General features: G+C 39.1%; 21 protein-coding genes and 1 tRNA gene. 8 read left to right on the plus strand and 14 right to left on the minus strand.

Annotated features, from left to right (window positions below):
• Window positions 1–6 precede the first annotated feature (6 nt).
• The gene (locus HQN86_RS04020; protein WP_172659737.1) at window positions 7–1,209 is read right to left on the minus strand and encodes a pyridoxal phosphate-dependent aminotransferase; all 1,203 of its coding nucleotides are present in this window, start codon (window positions 1,207–1,209) and stop codon (window positions 7–9) included.
• A 64-nt stretch (window positions 1,210–1,273) separates the two neighbouring features.
• Window positions 1,274–1,663, minus strand: a complete 390-nt coding sequence (locus HQN86_RS04025) for a DUF1573 domain-containing protein (RefSeq protein ID WP_068891054.1) — start codon at window positions 1,661–1,663, stop codon at window positions 1,274–1,276.
• A 131-nt stretch (window positions 1,664–1,794) separates the two neighbouring features.
• Between HQN86_RS04025 and HQN86_RS04030 the strand changes: the two genes are divergently transcribed.
• On the plus strand, window positions 1,795–4,218 hold the full coding sequence (locus HQN86_RS04030) for an alpha-ketoacid dehydrogenase subunit alpha/beta (RefSeq protein WP_172659738.1): 2,424 nt from the start codon (window positions 1,795–1,797) through the stop codon (window positions 4,216–4,218).
• 98 nt (window positions 4,219–4,316) lie between these two features.
• Here the strand turns inward: HQN86_RS04030 and aroC are convergent, their stop codons facing one another.
• From aroC to HQN86_RS04060, 6 genes are all read right to left on the minus strand, one after another.
• Window positions 4,317–5,408: a chorismate synthase gene (gene aroC / locus HQN86_RS04035; RefSeq protein WP_172659739.1), complete on the minus strand. Its 1,092-nt coding sequence runs from the start codon at window positions 5,406–5,408 to the stop codon at window positions 4,317–4,319.
• A gap of 24 nt (window positions 5,409–5,432) precedes the next feature.
• Entirely contained in the window at window positions 5,433–6,686 is a 1,254-nt protein-coding gene (gene aroA / locus HQN86_RS04040; protein WP_172659740.1) for a 3-phosphoshikimate 1-carboxyvinyltransferase, read from the minus strand.
• A 2-nt stretch (window positions 6,687–6,688) separates the two neighbouring features.
• A complete protein-coding gene (locus HQN86_RS04045; protein WP_172659741.1) occupies window positions 6,689–7,828 on the minus strand; it encodes a chorismate mutase in 1,140 nt (379 codons plus the stop codon).
• A 54-nt stretch (window positions 7,829–7,882) separates the two neighbouring features.
• Window positions 7,883–8,716: a prephenate dehydratase gene (locus HQN86_RS04050; protein WP_172659742.1), complete on the minus strand. Its 834-nt coding sequence runs from the start codon at window positions 8,714–8,716 to the stop codon at window positions 7,883–7,885.
• Window positions 8,717–9,013: 297 nt separating this feature from the next.
• Window positions 9,014–10,093 carry a 3-dehydroquinate synthase gene (gene aroB / locus HQN86_RS04055; RefSeq protein ID WP_172659743.1) on the minus strand — a complete coding sequence of 360 codons (1,080 nt, stop codon included), beginning with the start codon at window positions 10,091–10,093 and terminating at the stop codon, window positions 9,014–9,016.
• Window positions 10,093–10,299 (minus strand): RNA-binding S4 domain-containing protein, encoded by a 207-nt coding sequence (locus HQN86_RS04060; protein WP_048906717.1) that lies wholly within the window; start codon window positions 10,297–10,299, stop codon window positions 10,093–10,095. Before HQN86_RS04060 ends, aroB begins: the two co-directional genes overlap by 1 nt.
• 122 nt (window positions 10,300–10,421) lie before the next feature.
• Between HQN86_RS04060 and HQN86_RS04065 the strand changes: the two genes are divergently transcribed.
• On the plus strand, window positions 10,422–11,606 hold the full coding sequence (locus HQN86_RS04065) for a proline dehydrogenase family protein (protein WP_172659744.1): 1,185 nt from the start codon (window positions 10,422–10,424) through the stop codon (window positions 11,604–11,606).
• Between the two features lie 87 nt (window positions 11,607–11,693).
• Here HQN86_RS04065 and HQN86_RS04070 read toward each other — a convergent pair whose 3' ends face one another.
• Both HQN86_RS04070 and HQN86_RS04075 read right to left on the minus strand, forming a co-directional pair.
• Complete coding sequence (locus HQN86_RS04070; protein ID WP_172659745.1) at window positions 11,694–12,014, minus strand: DUF962 domain-containing protein; 321 nt, start codon at window positions 12,012–12,014, stop codon at window positions 11,694–11,696.
• A gap of 13 nt (window positions 12,015–12,027) precedes the next feature.
• Window positions 12,028–12,681, minus strand: a complete 654-nt coding sequence (locus HQN86_RS04075) for an HAD family hydrolase (protein ID WP_172659746.1) — start codon at window positions 12,679–12,681, stop codon at window positions 12,028–12,030.
• A 53-nt stretch (window positions 12,682–12,734) separates the two neighbouring features.
• Between HQN86_RS04075 and HQN86_RS04080 the strand changes: the two genes are divergently transcribed.
• From HQN86_RS04080 to HQN86_RS04095, 4 genes are all read left to right on the plus strand, one after another.
• Window positions 12,735–12,808 (plus strand) — tRNA-Ile (locus HQN86_RS04080).
• Window positions 12,809–13,095: 287 nt separating this feature from the next.
• Window positions 13,096–13,953: a COG1470 family protein gene (locus HQN86_RS04085; RefSeq protein WP_172659747.1), complete on the plus strand. Its 858-nt coding sequence runs from the start codon at window positions 13,096–13,098 to the stop codon at window positions 13,951–13,953.
• 5 nt (window positions 13,954–13,958) lie between these two features.
• Window positions 13,959–14,906: an ABC transporter ATP-binding protein gene (locus HQN86_RS04090; RefSeq protein WP_172659748.1), complete on the plus strand. Its 948-nt coding sequence runs from the start codon at window positions 13,959–13,961 to the stop codon at window positions 14,904–14,906.
• A 5-nt stretch (window positions 14,907–14,911) separates the two neighbouring features.
• Window positions 14,912–15,907: an ABC transporter permease gene (locus HQN86_RS04095; RefSeq protein ID WP_172659749.1), complete on the plus strand. Its 996-nt coding sequence runs from the start codon at window positions 14,912–14,914 to the stop codon at window positions 15,905–15,907.
• Between the two features lie 5 nt (window positions 15,908–15,912).
• On the opposite strand, the gene HQN86_RS04100 is transcribed toward HQN86_RS04095, so the two are convergent.
• The 4 genes from HQN86_RS04100 to HQN86_RS04115 all read right to left on the minus strand — a co-directional run bounded on the left by HQN86_RS04100 (window position 15,913) and on the right by HQN86_RS04115 (window position 18,980).
• The gene (locus HQN86_RS04100) at window positions 15,913–16,371 is read right to left on the minus strand and encodes a MaoC family dehydratase (RefSeq protein WP_172659750.1); all 459 of its coding nucleotides are present in this window, start codon (window positions 16,369–16,371) and stop codon (window positions 15,913–15,915) included.
• A gap of 141 nt (window positions 16,372–16,512) precedes the next feature.
• Window positions 16,513–17,433 carry a helix-turn-helix domain-containing protein gene (locus HQN86_RS04105; RefSeq protein ID WP_172659751.1) on the minus strand — a complete coding sequence of 307 codons (921 nt, stop codon included), beginning with the start codon at window positions 17,431–17,433 and terminating at the stop codon, window positions 16,513–16,515.
• Window positions 17,434–17,450: 17 nt separating this feature from the next.
• Window positions 17,451–18,344 (minus strand): NAD(P)H-binding protein, encoded by an 894-nt coding sequence (locus tag HQN86_RS04110; protein WP_172659752.1) that lies wholly within the window; start codon window positions 18,342–18,344, stop codon window positions 17,451–17,453.
• A gap of 84 nt (window positions 18,345–18,428) precedes the next feature.
• Window positions 18,429–18,980, minus strand: a complete 552-nt coding sequence (locus tag HQN86_RS04115; protein WP_172659753.1) for a hypothetical protein — start codon at window positions 18,978–18,980, stop codon at window positions 18,429–18,431.
• A gap of 102 nt (window positions 18,981–19,082) precedes the next feature.
• Here HQN86_RS04115 and HQN86_RS04120 point away from each other — a divergent pair, with 102 nt between their 5' ends.
• Both HQN86_RS04120 and HQN86_RS04125 read left to right on the plus strand, forming a co-directional pair.
• On the plus strand, window positions 19,083–19,649 hold the full coding sequence (locus HQN86_RS04120) for a Crp/Fnr family transcriptional regulator (protein ID WP_172659754.1): 567 nt from the start codon (window positions 19,083–19,085) through the stop codon (window positions 19,647–19,649).
• A 94-nt stretch (window positions 19,650–19,743) separates the two neighbouring features.
• Complete coding sequence (locus tag HQN86_RS04125) at window positions 19,744–20,520, plus strand: type 1 glutamine amidotransferase domain-containing protein (RefSeq protein WP_246269421.1); 777 nt, start codon at window positions 19,744–19,746, stop codon at window positions 20,518–20,520.
• Window positions 20,521–20,615 lie beyond the last annotated feature (95 nt).

Below are 20,615 nucleotides of genomic sequence, written 5' to 3' on the forward strand. Positions count from 1 at the left end.
CTAAAATTATGCCATAGTTCTACCAGGATATTGTTTTAATGCAATATCCAGACAATCCATAGCACTATTAAGGTCGGCGGTATTTAAGACATAAGCCATTCTAACCTCGTTTTTTCCATAACCTTCAGTCGAATAAAACCCGGTAGCAGGAGCCATCATAACGGTTGCGCCATCATGAGTAAAGCTTTCCAGTATCCACTGACAAAATTGATCAGCATCATCTATTGGTAATCTAGCTACAACATAAAAAGCACCGCCCGGATTAGGGCAAAACACTCCTTCGATAGCATTTAACCTTTTTACCAATGTATCTCTTCTTAAGGTATATTCTTTGTTTACCTCCTCAAAATAGCTATCAGGGGTATCCACTGCTGCTGTTCCGGCAATTTGTTCAACCATACCCGGACTTAATCTGGCCTGGGCAAATTTTAATGCCGATTGGATTACTTCTTTGTTCTTAGTGATAATACAACCTAATCTTGCACCACAAGCACTGTAGCGTTTAGAAACGGTATCTATTACCACTACATTTTCATCTATTCCATCGAGGTATAAAGGAGAGATAAATTCTCTGCCATCATAGCAAAACTCTCTGTAAGCCTCGTCAGAAAACAAGAAAAGGTCATATTTTAAGCAAAGTGCTTTAAGGGCTTCCAGCTCTTCTCCTGAGTATAAATAACCTGTAGGATTATTTGGATTGCAAATAATAATACCCCTGGTTTTATCGGTAATTAACTTTTCAAAATCAGCTATTGGAGGGAGTGCAAAACCATTTTCTATATGCGATAATATTGGTTTTACAACCACATTACTCATGCAAGCAAACCCATTATAGTTGGCATAAAAAGGCTCAGGAACAATAATTTCATCGCCTTCGTTAATACAGGTCTGCATGGCTATGGTGATAGCTTCAGATCCGCCTACAGTTACCAAAATATCTTCAGGGGTAATGTTGTACCCAAGTTTATTATAGTATTCGGCAAGTTTAGTTCTATAGGTCAGTGTGCCTTCAGAAGGAGTATAGGCCCAAACATTGAATGTAATATTTTTGATGGCATTTAACATCACTTCCGGCGTCGCTATGTCAGGTTGTCCAATATTTAAATGGTACACCTTTTTTCCGTCCCTCTTTGCCTGATCAGCAAACGGGGTTAATTTTCTAATTGGCGAAGCGGGCATTTGTACCCCTTTCTCTGAAATCCTTGGCATGGTACAAAAGTAAAAAACCTCGTTGATTAACGAGGTCTTTTCTTAGAAATATCTTTATTGGATTCTATTTAGTACTTCCAGCTACAGTTTCGCCTTTGATGTAAAGAACTTTAGTAGTTGTTTTAGCATTAGAAGTTATAGTAATGCTTTTGCTAAATGGAAGTGCTGCAGTAGGGTTATAAGTAACTTTAATTGTTCCTGTTTCTCCTTTTTTGATTGGAGTTTTGGTGTATTCAGGTACTGTACAGCCACAAGTTGTTTCAACTTTGCTAAGGATCAATGGTTGATCTCCTATATTAGTGAATTTAAAATCTACAGAAGCAGGTTTGTTCAAAGGGATTTTTCCAAAGTCATAAGTCTCTTTGTCAAATTTAAACTCCGCTGGTTTAGATTGAGCATTTGATGCAACACTTATTCCTAAAATTAATGTAAATAGTAATAATAACTTTTTCATCTTATGTGGGTTTTAAAACAAATTTAATGTTTTAAACGATAATTCAAAAAGTATTCCAATATATAAATTAACTCACACCGTTAAGTCATACTTTAGAATTTATGTATCTTTGCCCCATAACTGATTTGCTTATGACGCCAAATAGTAAACTTACAACGAACCCAATTGATGCTTCAGAGTTAAGTTTTGATGATTTCAAAACGATTGTTATTAACGACTATAAAATAGCTTACGAGAGTAGACAAGCTAGTTTATTAGGACGTAAAGAAGTGTTGACGGGTAAGGCGAAGTTTGGAATATTTGGTGATGGTAAGGAGATTCCTCAGATAGCAATGGCCAAAGCTTTTAAAAATGGCGATTGGCGATCTGGCTACTATAGAGATCAGACTTTTGCCTTTGCAACCGGAATTTGTACACTAAAAGAGTTTTTTGCTCAGTTATACGCAAACCCAAGTGTTGAGGCTGATCCTGCATCTGCCGGGCGACAAATGAATTGTCACTTTGCTACCCGTTCACTTAATGAAGACGGTAGCTGGAAAGACCTGACGGAGATGAAAAACTCTTCGTCTGATATTGCGCCAACCGGTGGTCAAATGGCCCGTTTAGTAGGTTTGGCCTATGCTTCCAAATTATACAGGCAAAATCCCGACTTAAGTTATCTTAAAAATTTCTCGGTAAACGGCAATGAAGTTGCGTTTGGTACCATTGGTAACGCCTCTACTTCCGAGGGGGTGTTTTTTGAAGCCATTAATGCTGCAGGTGTTCTCCAAATTCCAATGGCTATGTCTATCTGGGATGATGCTTATGGAATCTCAGTTCCTGCCAAGTATCAAACTACTAAAGAGGATATTTCAGAAATTCTAAAAGGATTTCAAAGAGATGAAGATGCAGCCGGCTACGAAATATTTAAAGTAAGAGGCTGGGATTATCCGGCACTGTGCGAAACCTATCAGCGTGCTATAGATGTATGCAGAACTGAACATGTTCCCGTTTTGATACATGTTACAGAGGTCACTCAACCACAAGGACACTCTACTTCCGGTTCTCATGAGCGTTATAAAGATAAAGATCGCTTGGAGTGGGAGCGTGAGTATGACTGCAACCTGCAGATGCGTAAGTGGATGCTTGAATCAGCTATTATTACAGAAGAAGAAATTACTGAGCTGGAAGCAACTGCAAAGAAACTTGTACGTGAAACCCAACGAGAGGCATGGAATGAATTCTTAGCTACCATTAAAGTAGAGAAGGAAGAGGTAATCGATATGATCAACAGAATTGCCAACGGCAATCCTGCTATCAGTAAAATTGCTTCACTACTTGCCAGTACGCCCGATGCATTGCGTAAGGAGGTTGTTTCTTCAGCAAGAAAAACATTACGTCTTAGCATTAATAACCCTTCTCCAGAGAGAGACAAACTGATAAACTGGTATAATAGCCAGGCCTCTTTAAACGAAGACAGGTACAATTCTAAGCTATTTACCGATGGTATAGAAAGTCCGTTATTGGTTAAACAGGTGGCTCCCGAATACACTGAGGAAAGTAAAATGGTAGACGGCCGTGAATTACTGAACGCTTGCTTTGACGCTAATTTTGCACGCGATGAGCGTTTAGTAGCCTTTGGTGAAGATTTAGGCGCAATAGGCGACGTAAACCAGGGTTTTGCAGGCCTGCAAGCCAAGTATGGTGATTTAAGGATCACTGATACCGGTATTAGAGAAATGACAATTATTGGTCAGGGTATTGGTCTGGCTTTGCGCGGTTTAAAACCTATTGCAGAGATTCAGTACCTCGATTATTTACTATATGCACTTAATATTTTAAGTGATGACCTGGCAAGCTTATCTTATAGGACTAAAGCCGGTCAAAAAGCGCCTGTTATCATCAGAACCCGTGGACATAGGTTAGAAGGCGTGTGGCATTCAGGATCTCCAATGTCTATGATTTTGGGCTCATTAAGAGGTTTGCATATATGCGTTCCGCGTAATATGACACAGGCTGCAGGTATTTACAATACCTTATTCAGATCTGATGAACCTGCTCTGGTTATTGAATGTCTGAATGGATACAGGTTAAAAGAAAAACTACCGGAAAATGTTGGCGAATACACTGTTCCTCTTGGAGAGGCAGAGATCGTAAGAACAGGAACTGATGTTACCATTGTATCTTATGGAGCTACTTTAAGAGTTGTTGAAGAAGCGGCAGAAGAATTAGTCCAGTTAGGGATTTCAGTTGAAATAATCGATCCTCAAACACTACTTCCTTTTGATACAAAACAGATTTGTGCAGAATCTTTAAAGAAAACAAATAAGTTATTGGTAGTTGATGAAGATGTTCCGGGTGGAGGCGCTGCATTTATTTTACAACAGGTACTTGAAGCGCAAAATGGTTATTACCATTTAGACGGACAGCCAAGAACGCTTACTGCTAAAGCTCACCGTCCGCCTTATGGATCAGATGGAGATTATTTTAGTAAGCCATCTGTTGATGATATTATTGAAACTGTGTATCAAATTATGCACGACAATAACGCATCAAAATACCCTTCTATATTCTAAAAACAGACTTGCCAGAGAAGATAACTCTTCAGAGTTATCTCAGACTCTCCTTAGACCATGATCTAAGGAGAGTCTAAATTAACTTTGTTGATTTTCTGTTATGCTAATTTGCTTGATCTGTTTCGAAGCAAATGATCGGCTAGCACTAATGCTGCCATTGCCTCAACAATTACAACTGCACGAGGTACAACACATGGATCGTGTCGGCCTTTACCTTTAATTTCTGCAGCTTCGCCTGCAGCATTTATGGTTTGCTGATTGTGCATAATTGTTGCAACCGGTTTAAAGGCTACTGTGAAATTGATTTCCATTCCGTTAGAAATACCTCCCTGGATTCCACCAGAGAAGTTGGTAAGCGTTTTAGGCCGACCTTCATTTGCTAAAAAGATATCGTTATGCTCTGATCCCCTCATTTCGCTTCCGCTAAATCCAGACCCATATTCAAAACCGTGAACAGCATTAATGCTTAGCATAGCTTTACCCAGATCTGCATGAAGTTTATCAAATACAGGTTCACCTAAGCCAACAGGGCAGTTTTTAACAATACAATTGATCTTTCCGCCTACTGTATCGCCATCCTTGCGAACGCCATCAATAAATTCGATCATTTGATTTGCGATAGCCGGATCTGCACAGCGAACGATGTTTTCTTCGCGGATAGCTAGCAAATCAGCGATGTTTTTACTTTCAAGATTAGGTGCTTCGATTTTGCCTACTGAAGATACGTGTGCAAAAACTTCAATACCATGATGTTTTAACAACAACTTGGCAATAGCTCCTGCTGCAACGCGGGCAGCCGTTTCACGAGCTGAGGAGCGTCCGCCGCCACGGTGATCACGAATGCCATATTTAGCATCATAAGTATAATCGGCATGAGAGGGGCGATAAACATCAGTATTGTGGCTATAATCTTTACTGCGCTGATCCTCGTTTGGAATAAGCATTGCAATTGGCGTACCTGTACTTTTTCCTTCAAATGTTCCTGAAAGAATCTGCACGGTATCGCTCTCCTTTCGCTGAGTAGTAATCTTAGATTGCCCCGGTTTGCGTTTATCTAACTCTGATTGAATAAAATCAAGATCGATGGGCAATTGCGCCGGACATCCATCCAGAATAACACCAATGGCCACACCATGTGATTCCCCAAAGGTAGTGATGCGAAATAATTGCCCGAATGTGTTGCCTGCCATTTTAGAATTATTTTATGTTTTTAATTAAATCTCTGTAACTGTAAACCCTGCTTTTACTAAATCTTTCCAGAAATCAGGATAAGATTTTTCTACAACATCCATTTCTTCCAGAACAACTTCGTTTATGACCAGACTAAGCGGAGCAAAAGCCATCGCCATTCTATGGTCTTCGTAAGTAGCAAAAGATACCCTTTCAGGGAAGTTTAGCTGATCGCAGTTCAGTGTATAAATAAAGTTGTCTTCATTTAAGGTTACACCAATCTTTGAAAGCTCATTTTGTAAAGCCAAAACACGATCAGTTTCTTTGATCTTTAAGGTTTCCAGACCCGTGAATTTAAGGTTTTTTCTTAAAGCAGCGGCACATACAATAATGGTTTGTGCTAAATCCGGACAATCTTTTAGATCAAGAATATCATCATTAAAGTTTGTTTCAGTGGTTTTAAGGTTAATTCCTTTGCTGGTTTTTGCTGTTTGTACCCCAAAGGCAGTCATAATTTCTCTGATACGACTATCGCCTTGCAAGCTTTTATCTTTTAGATAAGGCAAACCGATCTGTGCATTTTCAGCAAGCGCTGCTATGCTATACCAATAAGAAGCTGCACTCCAGTCGGGTTCTACTGCAAGTGTAGCCGCTTCAAAAGTCTGTGGTTTAATGGTAATGTTGTTTCCAGACCATTCATGCACAATACCAGCTTCCTGAAGCATGTCTAACGTCATTTTAACATAAGGAAGAGAGGTTAACTCACCTTCAATCTGTAGCGTTAAACCTAGCGGTAAAATAGGCGCAATCATTAATAAAGCTGAAATATACTGACTACTTATATCACCTTTAATTTTAACGGTATCAGTGCTTTGTTTTAACGGACCATTGATGTTTAACGGAGGGAATCCATCTTGTTCAAGGTAAGTAATATCAGCACCGATGTTTTTTAATGCTTCAGCAAGAATACCAATGGGGCGTTGTTTCATTCTTTCTGTTCCTGTTAATAAAAAGTTACCAGGTAGGGTAGAGAGCATGGCTGTTAAAAAACGCATTGCAGTACCCGCAGGGCCCACATCAACGGTTTGTTGATGTGGGTTGCTTTGCGAGATATTATTTAATATACTGTTTAAAGTAACAGTATCAGCAGCATTAGACATATTATCAACCTTTACAGTCCCCTTACTCAAAGAGCTGATAATTAATGCTCTGTTACACTCACTCTTAGAGCCTGTAAGTGTAATTTCTGTATCTATTTGTTTGCTTCCTTTAAAAGAAACAAGCGCATGTTTACTCATTATTAAGACTTAACTTCTGTGTGTGCTTCTGCTGCAATTCCTTTTTCGGCTTTGCCTGCGTTCATGATCTCAGTTTGTTTACGGATAGACTCACCATGAACAAGTTCCAAAAATTTCTCAGTAAAGTTTAAATCTAATTTTAGTGCTTTTGCAAATGAGATACCTTTTTGAATGATAGCATCCCAACGGTTAACCTGTAAAATTGTAACCTGGTTATCGCGTTTGTACTCACCGATTTTAGCAACGATAGACATACGCTCACCTAATTTTTGTAATAAGATGTCGTCAATTTTATCGATTTGCTTACGGAATTCAGCTAATTGATCAGAGATCGCTTCATTTTTAGTTTCTGGTTCACGAACTGTTAAGCGATCAACTAACTCAGCTAAAGCAGCTGGAGTTACTTGTTGTTTAGCATCAGTCCACGCAACAGAAGGATCAACATGCGACTCGATCATTAAACCTTGCATATCTAAGTCTAATGCTTTTTGAGAGATGTAAGGAATTAACTCTCTGTTACCACAGATGTGACTTGGATCGTTGATGATAGGTAACTCAGGGCATAATGTTTTCAATTGGATAGCAAGTTCCCACATTGGTTCGTTACGGAACGAGCTTTTCTCGAATGAAGAGAAGCCACGGTGAATTGCACCTAATTTAGTGATACCAGCGCCATTGATACGCTCTAAAGCACCAACCCATAATTGTAAATCAGGGTTTACAGGGTTTTTAACTAATACAGGAATGTCTACACCTTTTAAAGCGTCGGCAATTTCCTGAACTGTGAATGGGTTTACTGTTGAACGTGCACCAATCCAAAGGATATCTACACCAGCAGCTAAAGCTTCTTCAACGTGTTTAGCATTTGCAACCTCTACAGCTGTTGGTAAACCAGTTTCTAACTTAGCTCTTTTTAACCATTCTAAACCTATACTTCCAATTCCTTCGAATTCTCCAGGACGAGTACGTGGTTTCCAGATACCTGCTCTTAAAACAGATACTTTTCCTGTTGCAGCCAATAAATGAGCTGTAGTTAATAATTGCTCTTCAGTTTCTGCACTACAAGGTCCTGAGATGATCAAAGGCTCATTGTTGATGTTAAGCCAGGTGTTAAGCGGTTGAATGTTTAATTGTAATTTCATTGTTTTGGGGTTATATGTGTTAATATTTTATTTTAATTGGATTATTTATGCTAATTATACTTTGTCGTTTTTCTGGTACTCACCCATGATATTAAAGTTCACGGTGTATTTAAGGGCCTGGCGGACAGCCTTATCATAAGCCTCCATGTTTTTCCATTCCATATCTACATAGAAGTAATATTCATTTCTTTTGCCAAGCACAGGCATGCTCTGTATTTTGCTTAAGTTAACCTGCTGGTCAGCAAAGATGTTTAACACCTTAACCAGTGCACCAACATGGTTACTTACCTGGAAGCAAATAGATGCTTTATTGATTGGAGCCCCTTCTTCAGCTGTTCCTTTTTTAAGGATCAGAAAGCGGGTAAAGTTTTTCTTGTTCGATTCAATTCTTCTTTCAATGATATTTAGCCCATACAATTCCGCTGCAAGCGTATTTGCTATAGCAACTGTATCTGTAAGCTGTTCTTCCTTAATGCGCTTTGCACAGGCAGCAGTATCATTGCTCTCTATGATCTGGATCTGTGGGTAATCTTCAAAGAAATCAACGCATTGGCGAATAGCAATAGGGTGGGAAGTAGCATATTTGATATCCTCAAACTTTACACCGGGCAGTGCCATCAGGTGAAGTTGAATAGCCAGGTAAACTTCGCCAACTACAGCGAAATTGTATTCACGTATTAAGGTGTAATTCGGTAGAAGACTTCCGGCTATTGAATTTTCAATTGCCATTACCACGAAGTCTGCGCCATCGTTTTCTAAAACCTCGCATGTGTGTTTAAAGGAAGTACATTCAATGGTCTGAATGTCTTTTCCGAAAAACTTGAATGCGGCCTCTTCGTGAAATGAAGCTTTAATGCCTTGAATTGCTACTCTTGTTCCTTTTTTCATTAGAATATTTTCCCTTTTTAATGGTTATGAAATTATCATAACTGTTATTTTCTCTAAACGAAAAAAGTCCCGGCTTTAGACCGGGACTTTTCGTATACATTTATCTTATTAGATTCTAGTGCATATTAGTCCCGGCTCTTACTAAAGTAGTAGAAGTAACCAAACCAATATGTAGTGATATTTTTCAAAATTTTCTTTTCGTTTCGCCAAATGTACTAACAAAATTTAATTTGTCAATAGTTAATTTAAAAAAATTATTTATTGTTTGTTATAAGGTTCTTGTTGTGGTTCAAAATATTAGGCATTTTCTGACTTGGAAGTTAAGGTGTTTAGGTAAGCAAAACTATCCAAAATGTCGTTTTTTGATACCCTACAGTTAAAATCACACGCTCCAATGCGGCTCAATAATGAGAACATGATCTGTCCGTTTTCATTCTTTTTATCGCTTTGCATAAATTCCAATAATTGGTCAAAACTTTCTTCCTTAATGTGATATTTAGGATATAATTTTAAAATATAGGTACCGATGTTGTTAAGCTCATCCTCGCTAAGCGTATTGTTTTTGGCCGACAAGAAGCCTTCGCATATCATACCTATGGCTATTGCCTCGCCATGTGTTAAAGGGTTTTTATCGTTTATTAAAGAATAGGTTTCAACCGCATGGCCTATAGTATGCCCATAGTTTAATATTTTTCTTAATCCTTTTTCATGAGGGTCTTCTGTTACAACCTCGTTTTTTATCTCTACCGAACGGTAAATAGCGTTGGCCTCAATTTGTTCGTAATCGCTGTTTTGCAATTCTGCATAATAGTCTTTGTCTACAATTAAACCATGTTTAATCATTTCAGCAAAACCAGAAAGCAGTTCTCTTTTAGGCAGCGTTTTAAGGAAGGAAGTTTCAATAAATACAGCTTGAGGAAGGGTAAACGTTCCAACCATATTTTTTACATTATCTACATCGATACCGGTTTTACCACCCACCGATGCATCAACCTGCGAAAGCAGGGTAGTAGGGATATTAATAAAATCTATCCCGCGTTTATATGTTGAAGCCACAAAGCCACCCATATCGGTAATCACGCCCCCGCCTAAATTTATCATCAAGCATTTGCGGTCTGCCTCAAAATCCAATAGTGTTTTCCAGATGCCAATACAAAAATCTATATTTTTGTTCTCTTCGCCAGGATCTGTTTCAATCAGATCAAATCCTGTAAAATCTCCCAGCATTTCCTGGAACTGAGGTAAGCATAATTCTGCGGTATTCCGATCCACAAATACAAAGATCTTGCTGTATTTGCTGCTTTCTATAATTTCTACCAGAGGGGCAAGATTCGCTTCAAAATGGATGGTATGTCCGGCACTGTTTAATTTGTTCATTAAATGATTGTTATTTTCTGACCCATAAAATCAATTACATCTCCAACCCGCACCTTCAATCGCTTGCGGTAATCAACCTTGCCGTTATATTTTACAAGACCGTCTTCAACAACAGTTTGGGCTTCGCCACCGCTTTGAACAAGTGCAGTTGCTTTTAACAACTGAATAAGGGGAATGAATTCGCCTTCTAATTTAAATTGTATCATTATAAGACAAACTTAGATAAAATTTTTTACTGCCAAAATTACAATTATTTATAGTGTGTTCTACCAGTGGTAGCTATGGAATTTATACTTTTGCAAACGATTTGACTAACTGACATTCACTAATGGAGACATTCCCCAAAAAATCATTGAATTTTGATGATACTGAAGTTGCTTTCCGCAACAAATCTAACTCTGAATTAAACGCCGCCTATTGGCTTTTTAAAATAATAAGCAGTAATTTTTTAACTAAAGTTGGCCCTCCGGTTACCAATTTCTTTTTGAACATTGGCTTACCAATTAAGGGTATTATTAAAGCCACCATTTTTAAACACTTTTGCGGAGGTGAAACGATTGCCGAATGTGCAGAAACAATTACGCAGCTTCATTCAGGTAAAGTAGGCACCATTCTGGATTATTCTGTAGAGGGTGAAGATGAAGAAGCTGTTTTTGATTTTACCTGCGAAGAGATTATCAGAACGATAGATCAGGCCGCTAAAGACAAACGTATTCCAATTACCGTATTTAAAGTTACAGGTATTGGCCGTTTTGCTTTGCTTGAGAAGTTGGATGCAAAACAGGCACTAACATCAGATGAAGAAGCTGAATATGAAAAAGTAAAGCAACGTTGCGAAAAGATCTGCAGAACTGCCTTTGATAAAAAGGTACCTGTAATGATTGATGCCGAAGAAACCTGGATCCAGAAAACAATTGATGAGCTTGCCGTAGAGATGATGCGCTTGTTTAATAAAGAAACCATTATTGTTTACAACACTTATCAGATGTACCGTCATGATAAACTTGCTGATTTAAAAGCAGACCACCTTATTGCGAAGGCTGCCGGCTATATTTTAGGGGTTAAAATGGTGAGAGGTGCTTACATGGAAAAGGAGCGTAAAAGAGCTGAAGAAATGGGTTATCCATCACCAATACAACCTACTAAAGAAGCATCTGATATTGATTATAACGAGTCGTTAAGGTATTGCATGGCTCATATTGATGAAGTTGCTTTTGTCTGCGGAACTCACAATGAAGAAAGCAGCAGGTTATTGGCAGATTTGCTTGATCAGAATAAGATTGCGCACAATCATCCTCATGTTTATTTTGCCCAGTTATTGGGAATGAGTGATAATTTAAGCTTTAACTTATCGGACGCCGGTTATAACGTAGCGAAATACGTGCCTTACGGGCCAGTTAAAGCGGTAATGCCGTATCTTTTCAGAAGAGCTCAGGAAAATACTTCCATTGCCGGACAAACGAGCCGCGAGCTTGGGTTGATTATAAAAGAAAAGAAAAGAAGAAGATTGTAATACGTCATCTCGACGATAGGAGAGATCTCTTGAATCTCATAAGCAAAAGATCTCTCCTATCGTCGAGATGACGGAGTGAAGTTAAATTTACTTCTTTACTTTAAAAGGCTGGCTCCCCGTTAGTAAGTCCCAGAATAAAATGAAATCGCAGGCTAAACTATAGGCCGGATACTGAAACGTAGCAGGTTTGTTTTTTTCGAAAAAGAAATGTCCTACCCAGGCAAAGCCATATCCAACTATTGGAATGCCAATCATAAAGCGTAAGTCGTGAAACAATACAGCGGTAAACAATAGTAATACGGCTAACAGGCTTCCGATAAAATGTAATATCCGACTAGTAAGATTACTATGTTCGCTCAGGTAGAAAGGATAAAATTCCTTAAGAGATTTATATCTTTTTTCGGTCATGCGGCAAATTTAACTATAAGATATGATGATCAGTTAAAAATTGCTCCAGATCTTTAGGGTGCTTATCCATTAGAAGTGTATTAAGTCCTGCCAGTTTAGCTCCAACAAGATGCTGTGGGCTGTCATCAATAAACAATGTTTCCTCTGGTATAAGGTTGTTTTCTTTGATGACCTGTTCAAATATCTCAACATTTGGTTTACGAAGGAACATTTGCTGAGAGTAATATGTTTTTTCAAACAGGTGGTTATTATCATCGACATTATATTCCCGTTTCAGGTAATCTACAATCCAGTTGTAATGAATTTCGTTATTGTTACTAAGTAGAAAAGTGCGGTATTTTTCTTTTACTGTAAGCAGCGTGTCGTGTACCGCAGCAGAGGGAACACCAATCAATAAACTGTTCCATGCGCTGTCAATTTGTTCGTCTGTCAGCCCTGGATTGTTGGCTGCTTCGCGTATTTTAATGCGAAACTGGGCCGGAGAGATAGATCCTGTTTCAAAATCATTAAAAATTTCATTATGATTTTTATGGGCAAAGAACTGCTGAACATCGGTTATACCTAATTGTAAAAGAGCATTTTGAGTCCTTACAAAGTCTATTTCGAATATAACGTTGCCATAATCGAAAATAATATTTTTTATTTTTTGTGCTAAAACTGTTTCCATAATTGGATACAAATATGTAACATTGCACTCGCAAAATCTAATAAGATTTTACGGGGCCATTAGCTCAGTTGGTTAGAGTAGAAGACTCATAATCTTTTGGTCGATGGTTCGAGCCCATCATGGCCCACTAACAAAAAAGCCGTTTTTCGATAAGAAGAACGGCTTTTTCCGTTTCTAAACGTCGACTTTTAAACCTACAGCACTCACTCTGGTAGTTTTGGGATTGATCCGTAGTTTTCAATGGATGTACATGATTGTTTGTTGAAATCGTATTAATTGGCTGAGAACCTATAAATGTTAAAAAATGTTAAATCAGTTTGAAAATTTTATTTTGTTTTTTTGATTTGCTCCCACAGACAAACTATTGAACCGACATTTTTTTAGGCTATTATTATAAATTCTAGTGTTTAGATCATGTTAGTAAATTTCTCACTTACCCACCTTCATGGAAGGTGCAAATCTTTATTGTTTTTTCTATTCCTTTTTGGATTACACCCGGGATTGCATGCCCAAGGTCAGGCTGCAACTATCGACGGCAAATCAGCTTTTACGGCAAGGCTGATCAATATCGAAGCCGCAACGAACGAGACATTTCGTTACAATACGACCTTACGTAATGGATCTGCAAAGCAGGCCCTGTACGAGTTCAAAACGAGTTTGCCGATCGGCTGGATAATCAGTTACAAGGTAGATGGTAATCAGGTGGCCTCTTTAAATATTGACCCGGGTACATCCCGAGATGTATCTATAGAGATCAATGCCACAGCAAGCACCACACCCGGCAAGTACAAAATACCTGTAAAGGCAGTTGCAAATAAGGATACCCTGTCCCTAAATCTGGAGGCAGTTGTAAAAGGGTCCTATGGAATAACCTTAACTACACCAACCGGGAAGCTGAGCGAAGAGCTTACCTCCGGTAACCATAAGGAAATCCTTCTAGAGGTAAAGAACTCGGGTACGCTGCCATTGAATGATGTTGAACTCACATCGCAATTGCCTACTAATTGGGAAGCTTCCTTTGAACCTGCCAAACTTAAACAAGTGGAGCCAGGGAAAAGCGTAAATGTAACTGCAAAGCTTAAAGTTCCGGATAAAACCATCGCAGGAGACTACGCTGCTACCTTTACCGCAACAAATAGTAATGGCAACGCCCAGGCAGCCTTCAGGATGGTTGTTACAACCTCATTACTCTCTGGGTGGATCGGTATTTTGGTTATCCTCTTAGCCATTTCACTGATATATTATCTGATCCGCAAGTATGGTAGAAGATAGAAGAAATGAAGGATCCTATAATACAACTGAAGGGCCTAACCAAATGTTATGGCCCTCAAAGAGCCGTAGATGATCTGAGCCTCAATATCAGTAAAGGCGAGATCTTTGGACTGCTGGGGCCTAACGGAGCAGGTAAAACCACAACTATACTCATGATGCTGGGGCTTACTGATCCAACAGATGGTACTGCATTTGTTTGTGGCTATAATGCAACAAGTAACCCTATTGCTGTAAAAAGAAAAGTAGGTTACATGCCCGATAGTTTAGGCTTTTATGATAACATGACAGCGCTTGAAAACCTAAAGTACATCGCAAGATTAAATGGCCTCTCCGAAAATGAAATCAGAATACGAACGTCAGAACTGATGGAGATTGTTGGGCTTTCTTCGGTGATGACCAAGAAAACATCAACTTTCTCCCGAGGTATGAAACAACGCCTTGGCCTGGCCGAAGTATTAATTAAGCAACCAGATGTGATCATTCTTGATGAACCAACCCTGGGAATTGATCCGGGCGGCGTACAAGAGTTTCTGACACTTATAAAGCGTTTAAGCAAAGAGCAGGAATTGACCGTTCTGCTTTCTTCACATCATTTACATCACGTTCAGCAAGTATGCGATCGGGTAGGGGTTTTTGTAAAAGGCAAATTATTGGCCCAGGGCAATATAGAAACCTTATCAGCCGATTTGTTTGGTCATATGGGACATGTTGTATCTATAAAGTCAGCACATGCTATTCCTCAGCCCTGGTCGTTGCAACAGGAACTGGAGCAATGGGAAGCCATTAAACAGATTACAATGGATAAAGAAACGATAGTGTTTGAATGTAAAGAGAACATTACACCGGCACTGGTCCGCTTTTTTGTTGAAAACGGATACGACATCCTTGGGGTACGTCAAAAAGACTATGGACTGGATGACATCTATCAACAATATTTTGAAGACATTAATTGAAAACCATGAACAGTCAAATTAATATATATAAGACCGCAAAAGGCATCCGGAAATCCAGTCCCTTTGGTGTAGTTCTTCACAAGGAAATGGCAGATCATATCCGAAGCTGGCGCTTTATTGTGCTTATCGGGTTGATCATACTAACCTTCATTGGGTCAATGTACGTGTCCTTAGGTAATATCCGCTCAGCCATAAGCAATACCAATGATCCGGATCACACTTTTCTATACCTTAAGTTATTAACTACCACTGATAATTCCACGCCGCCCTTCCATGTGTTTCTGAGCTTTCTTGGGCCCTTATTAGGTATCAGTCTGGGGTTCGATGCGATCAATATAGAGCAGAACAACGGAACGCTTACAAGAATTATGGCACAGCCCCTTTATAGGGACAACCTGTTGCTGGCCAAGTTTGTAAGTGCCATGATCATGGTCGGCACCTTATTCTTCGTATTAACTTTGTTGATGACAGGAGGAGGTCTGATCCTGACAGGGGTAAGGATGGAGCCACAGGAACTGTTAAGGATATTAGGCTTCGTGGTGATCAGCGTTATCTATGTAGGCTTTTGGCTGAGTTTGTCTATCGTACTATCTATTAAGTTCAGGCAAGCGGCTACTTCAGCGCTTACCGCTATAGGTATATGGCTATTTTTTACAGTATTTTACCAGATTATTGTCAACCTTGCAATCAGGTCCATTCTGCCTGATCCCAGTTTTTTGAGTCAGGACCAAATCCTGCGTTACAACGAGTTTATCCTCGATCTGTTGCGAATCGCACCCAACCAGCTTTATACAGATGCAAGCACAACCATGCTGATGCCATCCGTTCGAAGTCTTGGCCCGATGACGATGGAGCAAATGGCCGGTGCAATACCTGCGCCTTTGCCATTTAGAGAGAGCTTAATGATCGTGTGGCCTCAGGTAAGTGGTCTTATAGGAGCAACCGCAGCTTGTTTTGCGCTTTCCTATTATCTGTTTATGCGTCGTGAAATTCGATCTTAAATATGTTATATAAAATGATACAGGAATACTACATTCCCGGTATAAGCTGGTTTCGGTTGATCTTTAATGATAAGCGTAGCTTCAATAACAACTTTGGTAACACCTCTCAAGTTTGCTATCGAATTAAGCTTAGCCTTTAGTTGCACCTCACTGTCAACTAAAACGGCCTGGCCAAACCTAAAAGACTCTATACCGTAGTTTATTTCCATTTTAATGTTGCGAACATCGGCAATCTGTTTCCATAAGTATGGAATTAACGATAAGGTTAAATATCCATGTGCTATTGTAGCCTTAAATGGACCTTCGCTTTCCGCTTTTTCTTTATCAACATGAATCCATTGGTGATCCAATGTTGCATCAGCGAATTTATTAATCTGTTCCTGATCTATTTTATGCCAATTAGAAATACCTAACTCTTTGCCTAAATGCGATTTATATTCTTCAAAACTATTGATTATTAACATATATGTATTTATTTATCAATTAAGAGCCATTTCTATACCTTAGACAAAAGCATCAACTGTGCCAAGTTAACAATAAGTTGATTTGAACAAAACTTCTTTCCAAGAATATTTTACTGTTTGGCTTTCTTTAGGATAATTTAGCTAAATAAATGCATTTCTGAATTCTAAAGGCGAAAGATTGGTTTTCTTTTTAAATAACTTGCTAAACGACTGTGAATGTTCAAAACCTAAGGTATAGGCTATTTCACTTACAGATAAAGTTGTGGTAGATAATCTTTCTTTTGCTTTTTCAATCAGCTTTTCATGTATATGTTGCTGGGTACTTTGGCCAGTTAATGTTTTAAGTAAGCCACTTAAATAACTGGGTGATACGTTTAGTGCTTCCGCAATGTATGTTACGGTAGGGAGGCCCCTTTTCATTAAATCGTCACTGTTAAAATATTCGGTAAGTAGGTCTTCCAGCTTGTTTAAGGTTTTATGGCTGCTTATTTTTCTAGTAAGAAACTGCCGGTTGTAAAACCTTCCTGCATAAGTTAGCAATAATTCTAGTTGAGCTATAATAAGGTCCTGACTGAACTTGTCTATATTAGCCTGGTACTCCTGCTCAATGTTTAGCATAATGGCGGAAATCATTTCCTCTTCTTTTTCAGATAGAAACAGGGCCTCATGCACAGAATAATCGAAGTATTCGTATTCCTTTATTTTTCTGGCCAGCGGGGTATTCCAAAGAAAATCGGGATGGATATAGAGTATCCATCCTGAATGTTTCAATTTCTCGTTATTGTTCACCTCAATGCTAAAAACCTGTCCGGGCGACATAAAAGTCATAATGCCTTCATCAAAATCATAAGCCTGCTGGCCGTATTTCATTTTGCCATTAAAGTTTCTTTTTAGCGCAATGCAGTAAAAATCCAACACCAGACTAACCGGTTCACTGTCTTGCAAACGCGATATCGCTTCTACGTTAATCACGCTAATCAGCGGATGTTCGGGTTTAGGTAGTTCCCTGAACTTATGAAATTCGCTGATCGTTTTAAATCTATGGGGTGCTGTACTGGCCATATCACAAATTAATCATTTTAGTTAAAGACCGCGGCAAATTCTTTTGCAAAATCACTCAATTTTACTTTTCCCATAACTGCCGGTTTATTGCGGTTATAATCTTCTGCCAACAAACCGTTATGAAGACTTGCATACATTTCAGTCAGGCCAGCTGCAATGCGGGGGTTCATTCCAATTGATTCTAAACCGTTTTGCGTTTCTTCATCAGAAATGATCACCCATTTCAACTCAGGCTTGCCTATGGCAGTTCCTAAAATACGTGCAGTTTGGTCGCCAGTAAGTTCTTCGCTGGCTACATAGCGTACTTTTCTGCCGGTAAATGGTATTACTAATTCTTCGGCAACCGCGGCAGCAATGTCTATTGGCGAAACCCATGGGATAATACTTTCCGCACCATAGTTTGCGGCTATAACGCCACCGTTTTTGATCATATCTGTATAGCCATATAGATTATAAAAGAAGGATGTAGGGCGGATGTGGGTAATGGCTACTTCTGGCGATAACCCATTTAAAATACCTTCAACATTGTGTGCACCAAGCAGAATACCCGAACCCTGTTCTAAATGGGCACCAATGGTACTCAGGTTAACTACGCGTGTTACCCCGGATTTTTCAATGGCATCGGCGTAGTTTTGACCAAGCTGGCGATAGTAAGCAAGAAGATCAAGGCTATGGTCAAAGTAATTGTTGGGTGGCACCATGGTATATGCTGCATCTGCGCCGGTAAAGGTTTCTGTCAAAAAGTTTACATCTTCTAAAGAACCTATAGCAGGTATGGCACCTAAATCTGCTATCTCAGTTTTTTTGTCCGGGTTACTGCTTATTACGGTAACCTGGTGACCTTGTTGTACTAATGTTTTGGTTAATGGTCTGCTAATGTGACCTAATGAACCTGTGATTGTTATTTTCATCGGAGTATAATTTTATTGATACTCCAAAGGTCTGCAGGATAAAGCAGGGGTATGTAGCCGAATCTACTGTTGTTGTAGTCAGATTTAAGTACCCTTCTTTCTCAATTCATTTGCTAAACCTTTAATAAATAAGTAATTAATAGTCCCGCCAATCACGCCGCCTGCCACCGGTACTAAGCGTCTGCTTAATTTAGATCCTAAATTCATCAGTATTTTCTCTGCAACCTCTTCCATAATGTTTTTGCTGATGGCCAATTTGGCATCGGCCTTAACAGATGAGGCTACAATCTTAAAAAAGTCGTCAAAACTGATTTTATACTTGCCGGTATTGTGGTAAGAAATAGCCAGGGTAACCCTAAATTGCTGAGTGATAATGTTAATCACATCCAGCGGTGTACCAATAAGCATGGTGCCAACGCCACCCACTCCGGTAATTAATCCTGAGCCTGCTGCCAATAAAGCACATTGATTGGTAAATTTATCGATCCCCATAGCATCCACACCTTTTTTGATGTTCAGCTGGTCAATCTGATTAAAGATCTGCTTAAAGCCACCTGCTGCCAGTTGCGTAAAGCTTCCCTGGATGTCCGTTCTTACCTTTTTAAAATTGATCCGCTTAAACGATGGTAAATTCATTCCTTTTTGTTTTAGTACAAATTGATAGTACTACTTTCATGCCAGAGCAGAAATTCAAAAAAAGTAAATAGATTTGTTTTCCTTCAAAAACCTGTTTTTGTAATGAATAGTGCGTTAAAGCAACATATAGAAAAAATTACTCCATTAACGGATGCCGAATTCGAATATGTTTCTTCAATGTTCAGCAGTAAAAAGCTTAAGAAACATCAATTCCTGGTACAGGAAGATAGTGAGGTCCACAACGAGTATTGGGTAGTAAAAGGATTGCTTAAAGCCTACCATACAGACGAAGACGGGAAGATACACATTCTGCAGTTTGCCATGGAAGACTGGTGGATCACCGATTTTCAGGCCTACATGAATTGCACCCCGGCAACAATTGCTATAGATTGTATAGAAGACTGTGAATTGCTTGTTTTATCGAGAGATAATAAGGAAAAGCTGTGCAATGAATTACATAGCATTGCCAATTTCTTTCGAAAAAAATCCAATGTTGGGTATGTTGCACTGCAACAGCGTATCCTGCTGTTGCTCAATAAAAATCCTCAGGAAAGATATAACCGTCTGTTTAAACTGAATCCAAAATTGCTCCAGCGTCTTCCTAAAACTTTACTGGCATCTTATTTAGGGGTGTCAAGAGAAACCCTAAGCCGGTTAAGCCATCCATAGTGTGCGTGTAATCACAATTATTTTGTGATTAGCATCCTTTTTGCTGTCGTATTATTGTTCCAACTTTGCATCATTATATTTTATCTTATATAGAATGAATTTGATCAAAAAAGGAATGATGGCTCTTGCTGCGTGTGCCATTTTCATCTCCCTAACCTTGTCTGCGGCGGCACAATCAAAAAATAAAGCAAATACTATGAAAAAGAAAATTCTGTTTGTGGTTACCAGCCACGATAAAAAAGGAAGCACCGGTGATCCCACAGGTTATTACCTGGGTGAAGTAACCCATGCCTGGAAAGTACTAAAAGATGCGGGTTATGAAATAGATTTTGTTAGCCCGAAGGGAGGTCAGCCTCCGGTTGATGGCCTGGATTTAAGAGATGCAGTAAATAAGGAATTCTGGGACGACCAATATTATCACAATAAAATCAATCATAGTTTAAAACCTGCTGAGATAAAGCCCGAAGAATATTCAGCTATTTATTATGCAGGGGGGCATGGAGCGGTTTGGGATTTTCCTGATAACGAAGAAATCTCGGCAATAGCCACTAAAATATACGAAAATAACGGTATTGTCAGTGCGGTTTGTCATGGTCCTGCAGGGATTGTGAACATTAAATTGCGCGATGGCAAGTACCTGATAGCTGGTAAGAAAGTGAACGGCTTTACCAATGAGGAAGAGGTAGCCGTTAAATTGGATAAAGTTGTTCCTTTTTTATTGGAAGATAAGCTGATTGAGCGAGGTGGCATTTATGAAAAATCGGCCCCCTGGCAAGAGCATGTAGTAACTGATCAGCGATTGGTTACCGGACAAAATCCCCAGTCTGCACATGCAGTTGGTAAAGCGGTTTTGGCATTACTTTCAAAATAAATACAATATTAATGCAGCTATGACGGCAGGAGCATAGCTGCATTAATATTACTTGTATATCAATTAGTTTTTTAGTAATTTCAACTTACTGATAA

It is taken from the genome of Pedobacter panaciterrae (assembly GCF_013204795.1).
Classification (GTDB): domain Bacteria; phylum Bacteroidota; class Bacteroidia; order Sphingobacteriales; family Sphingobacteriaceae; genus Pedobacter; species Pedobacter panaciterrae.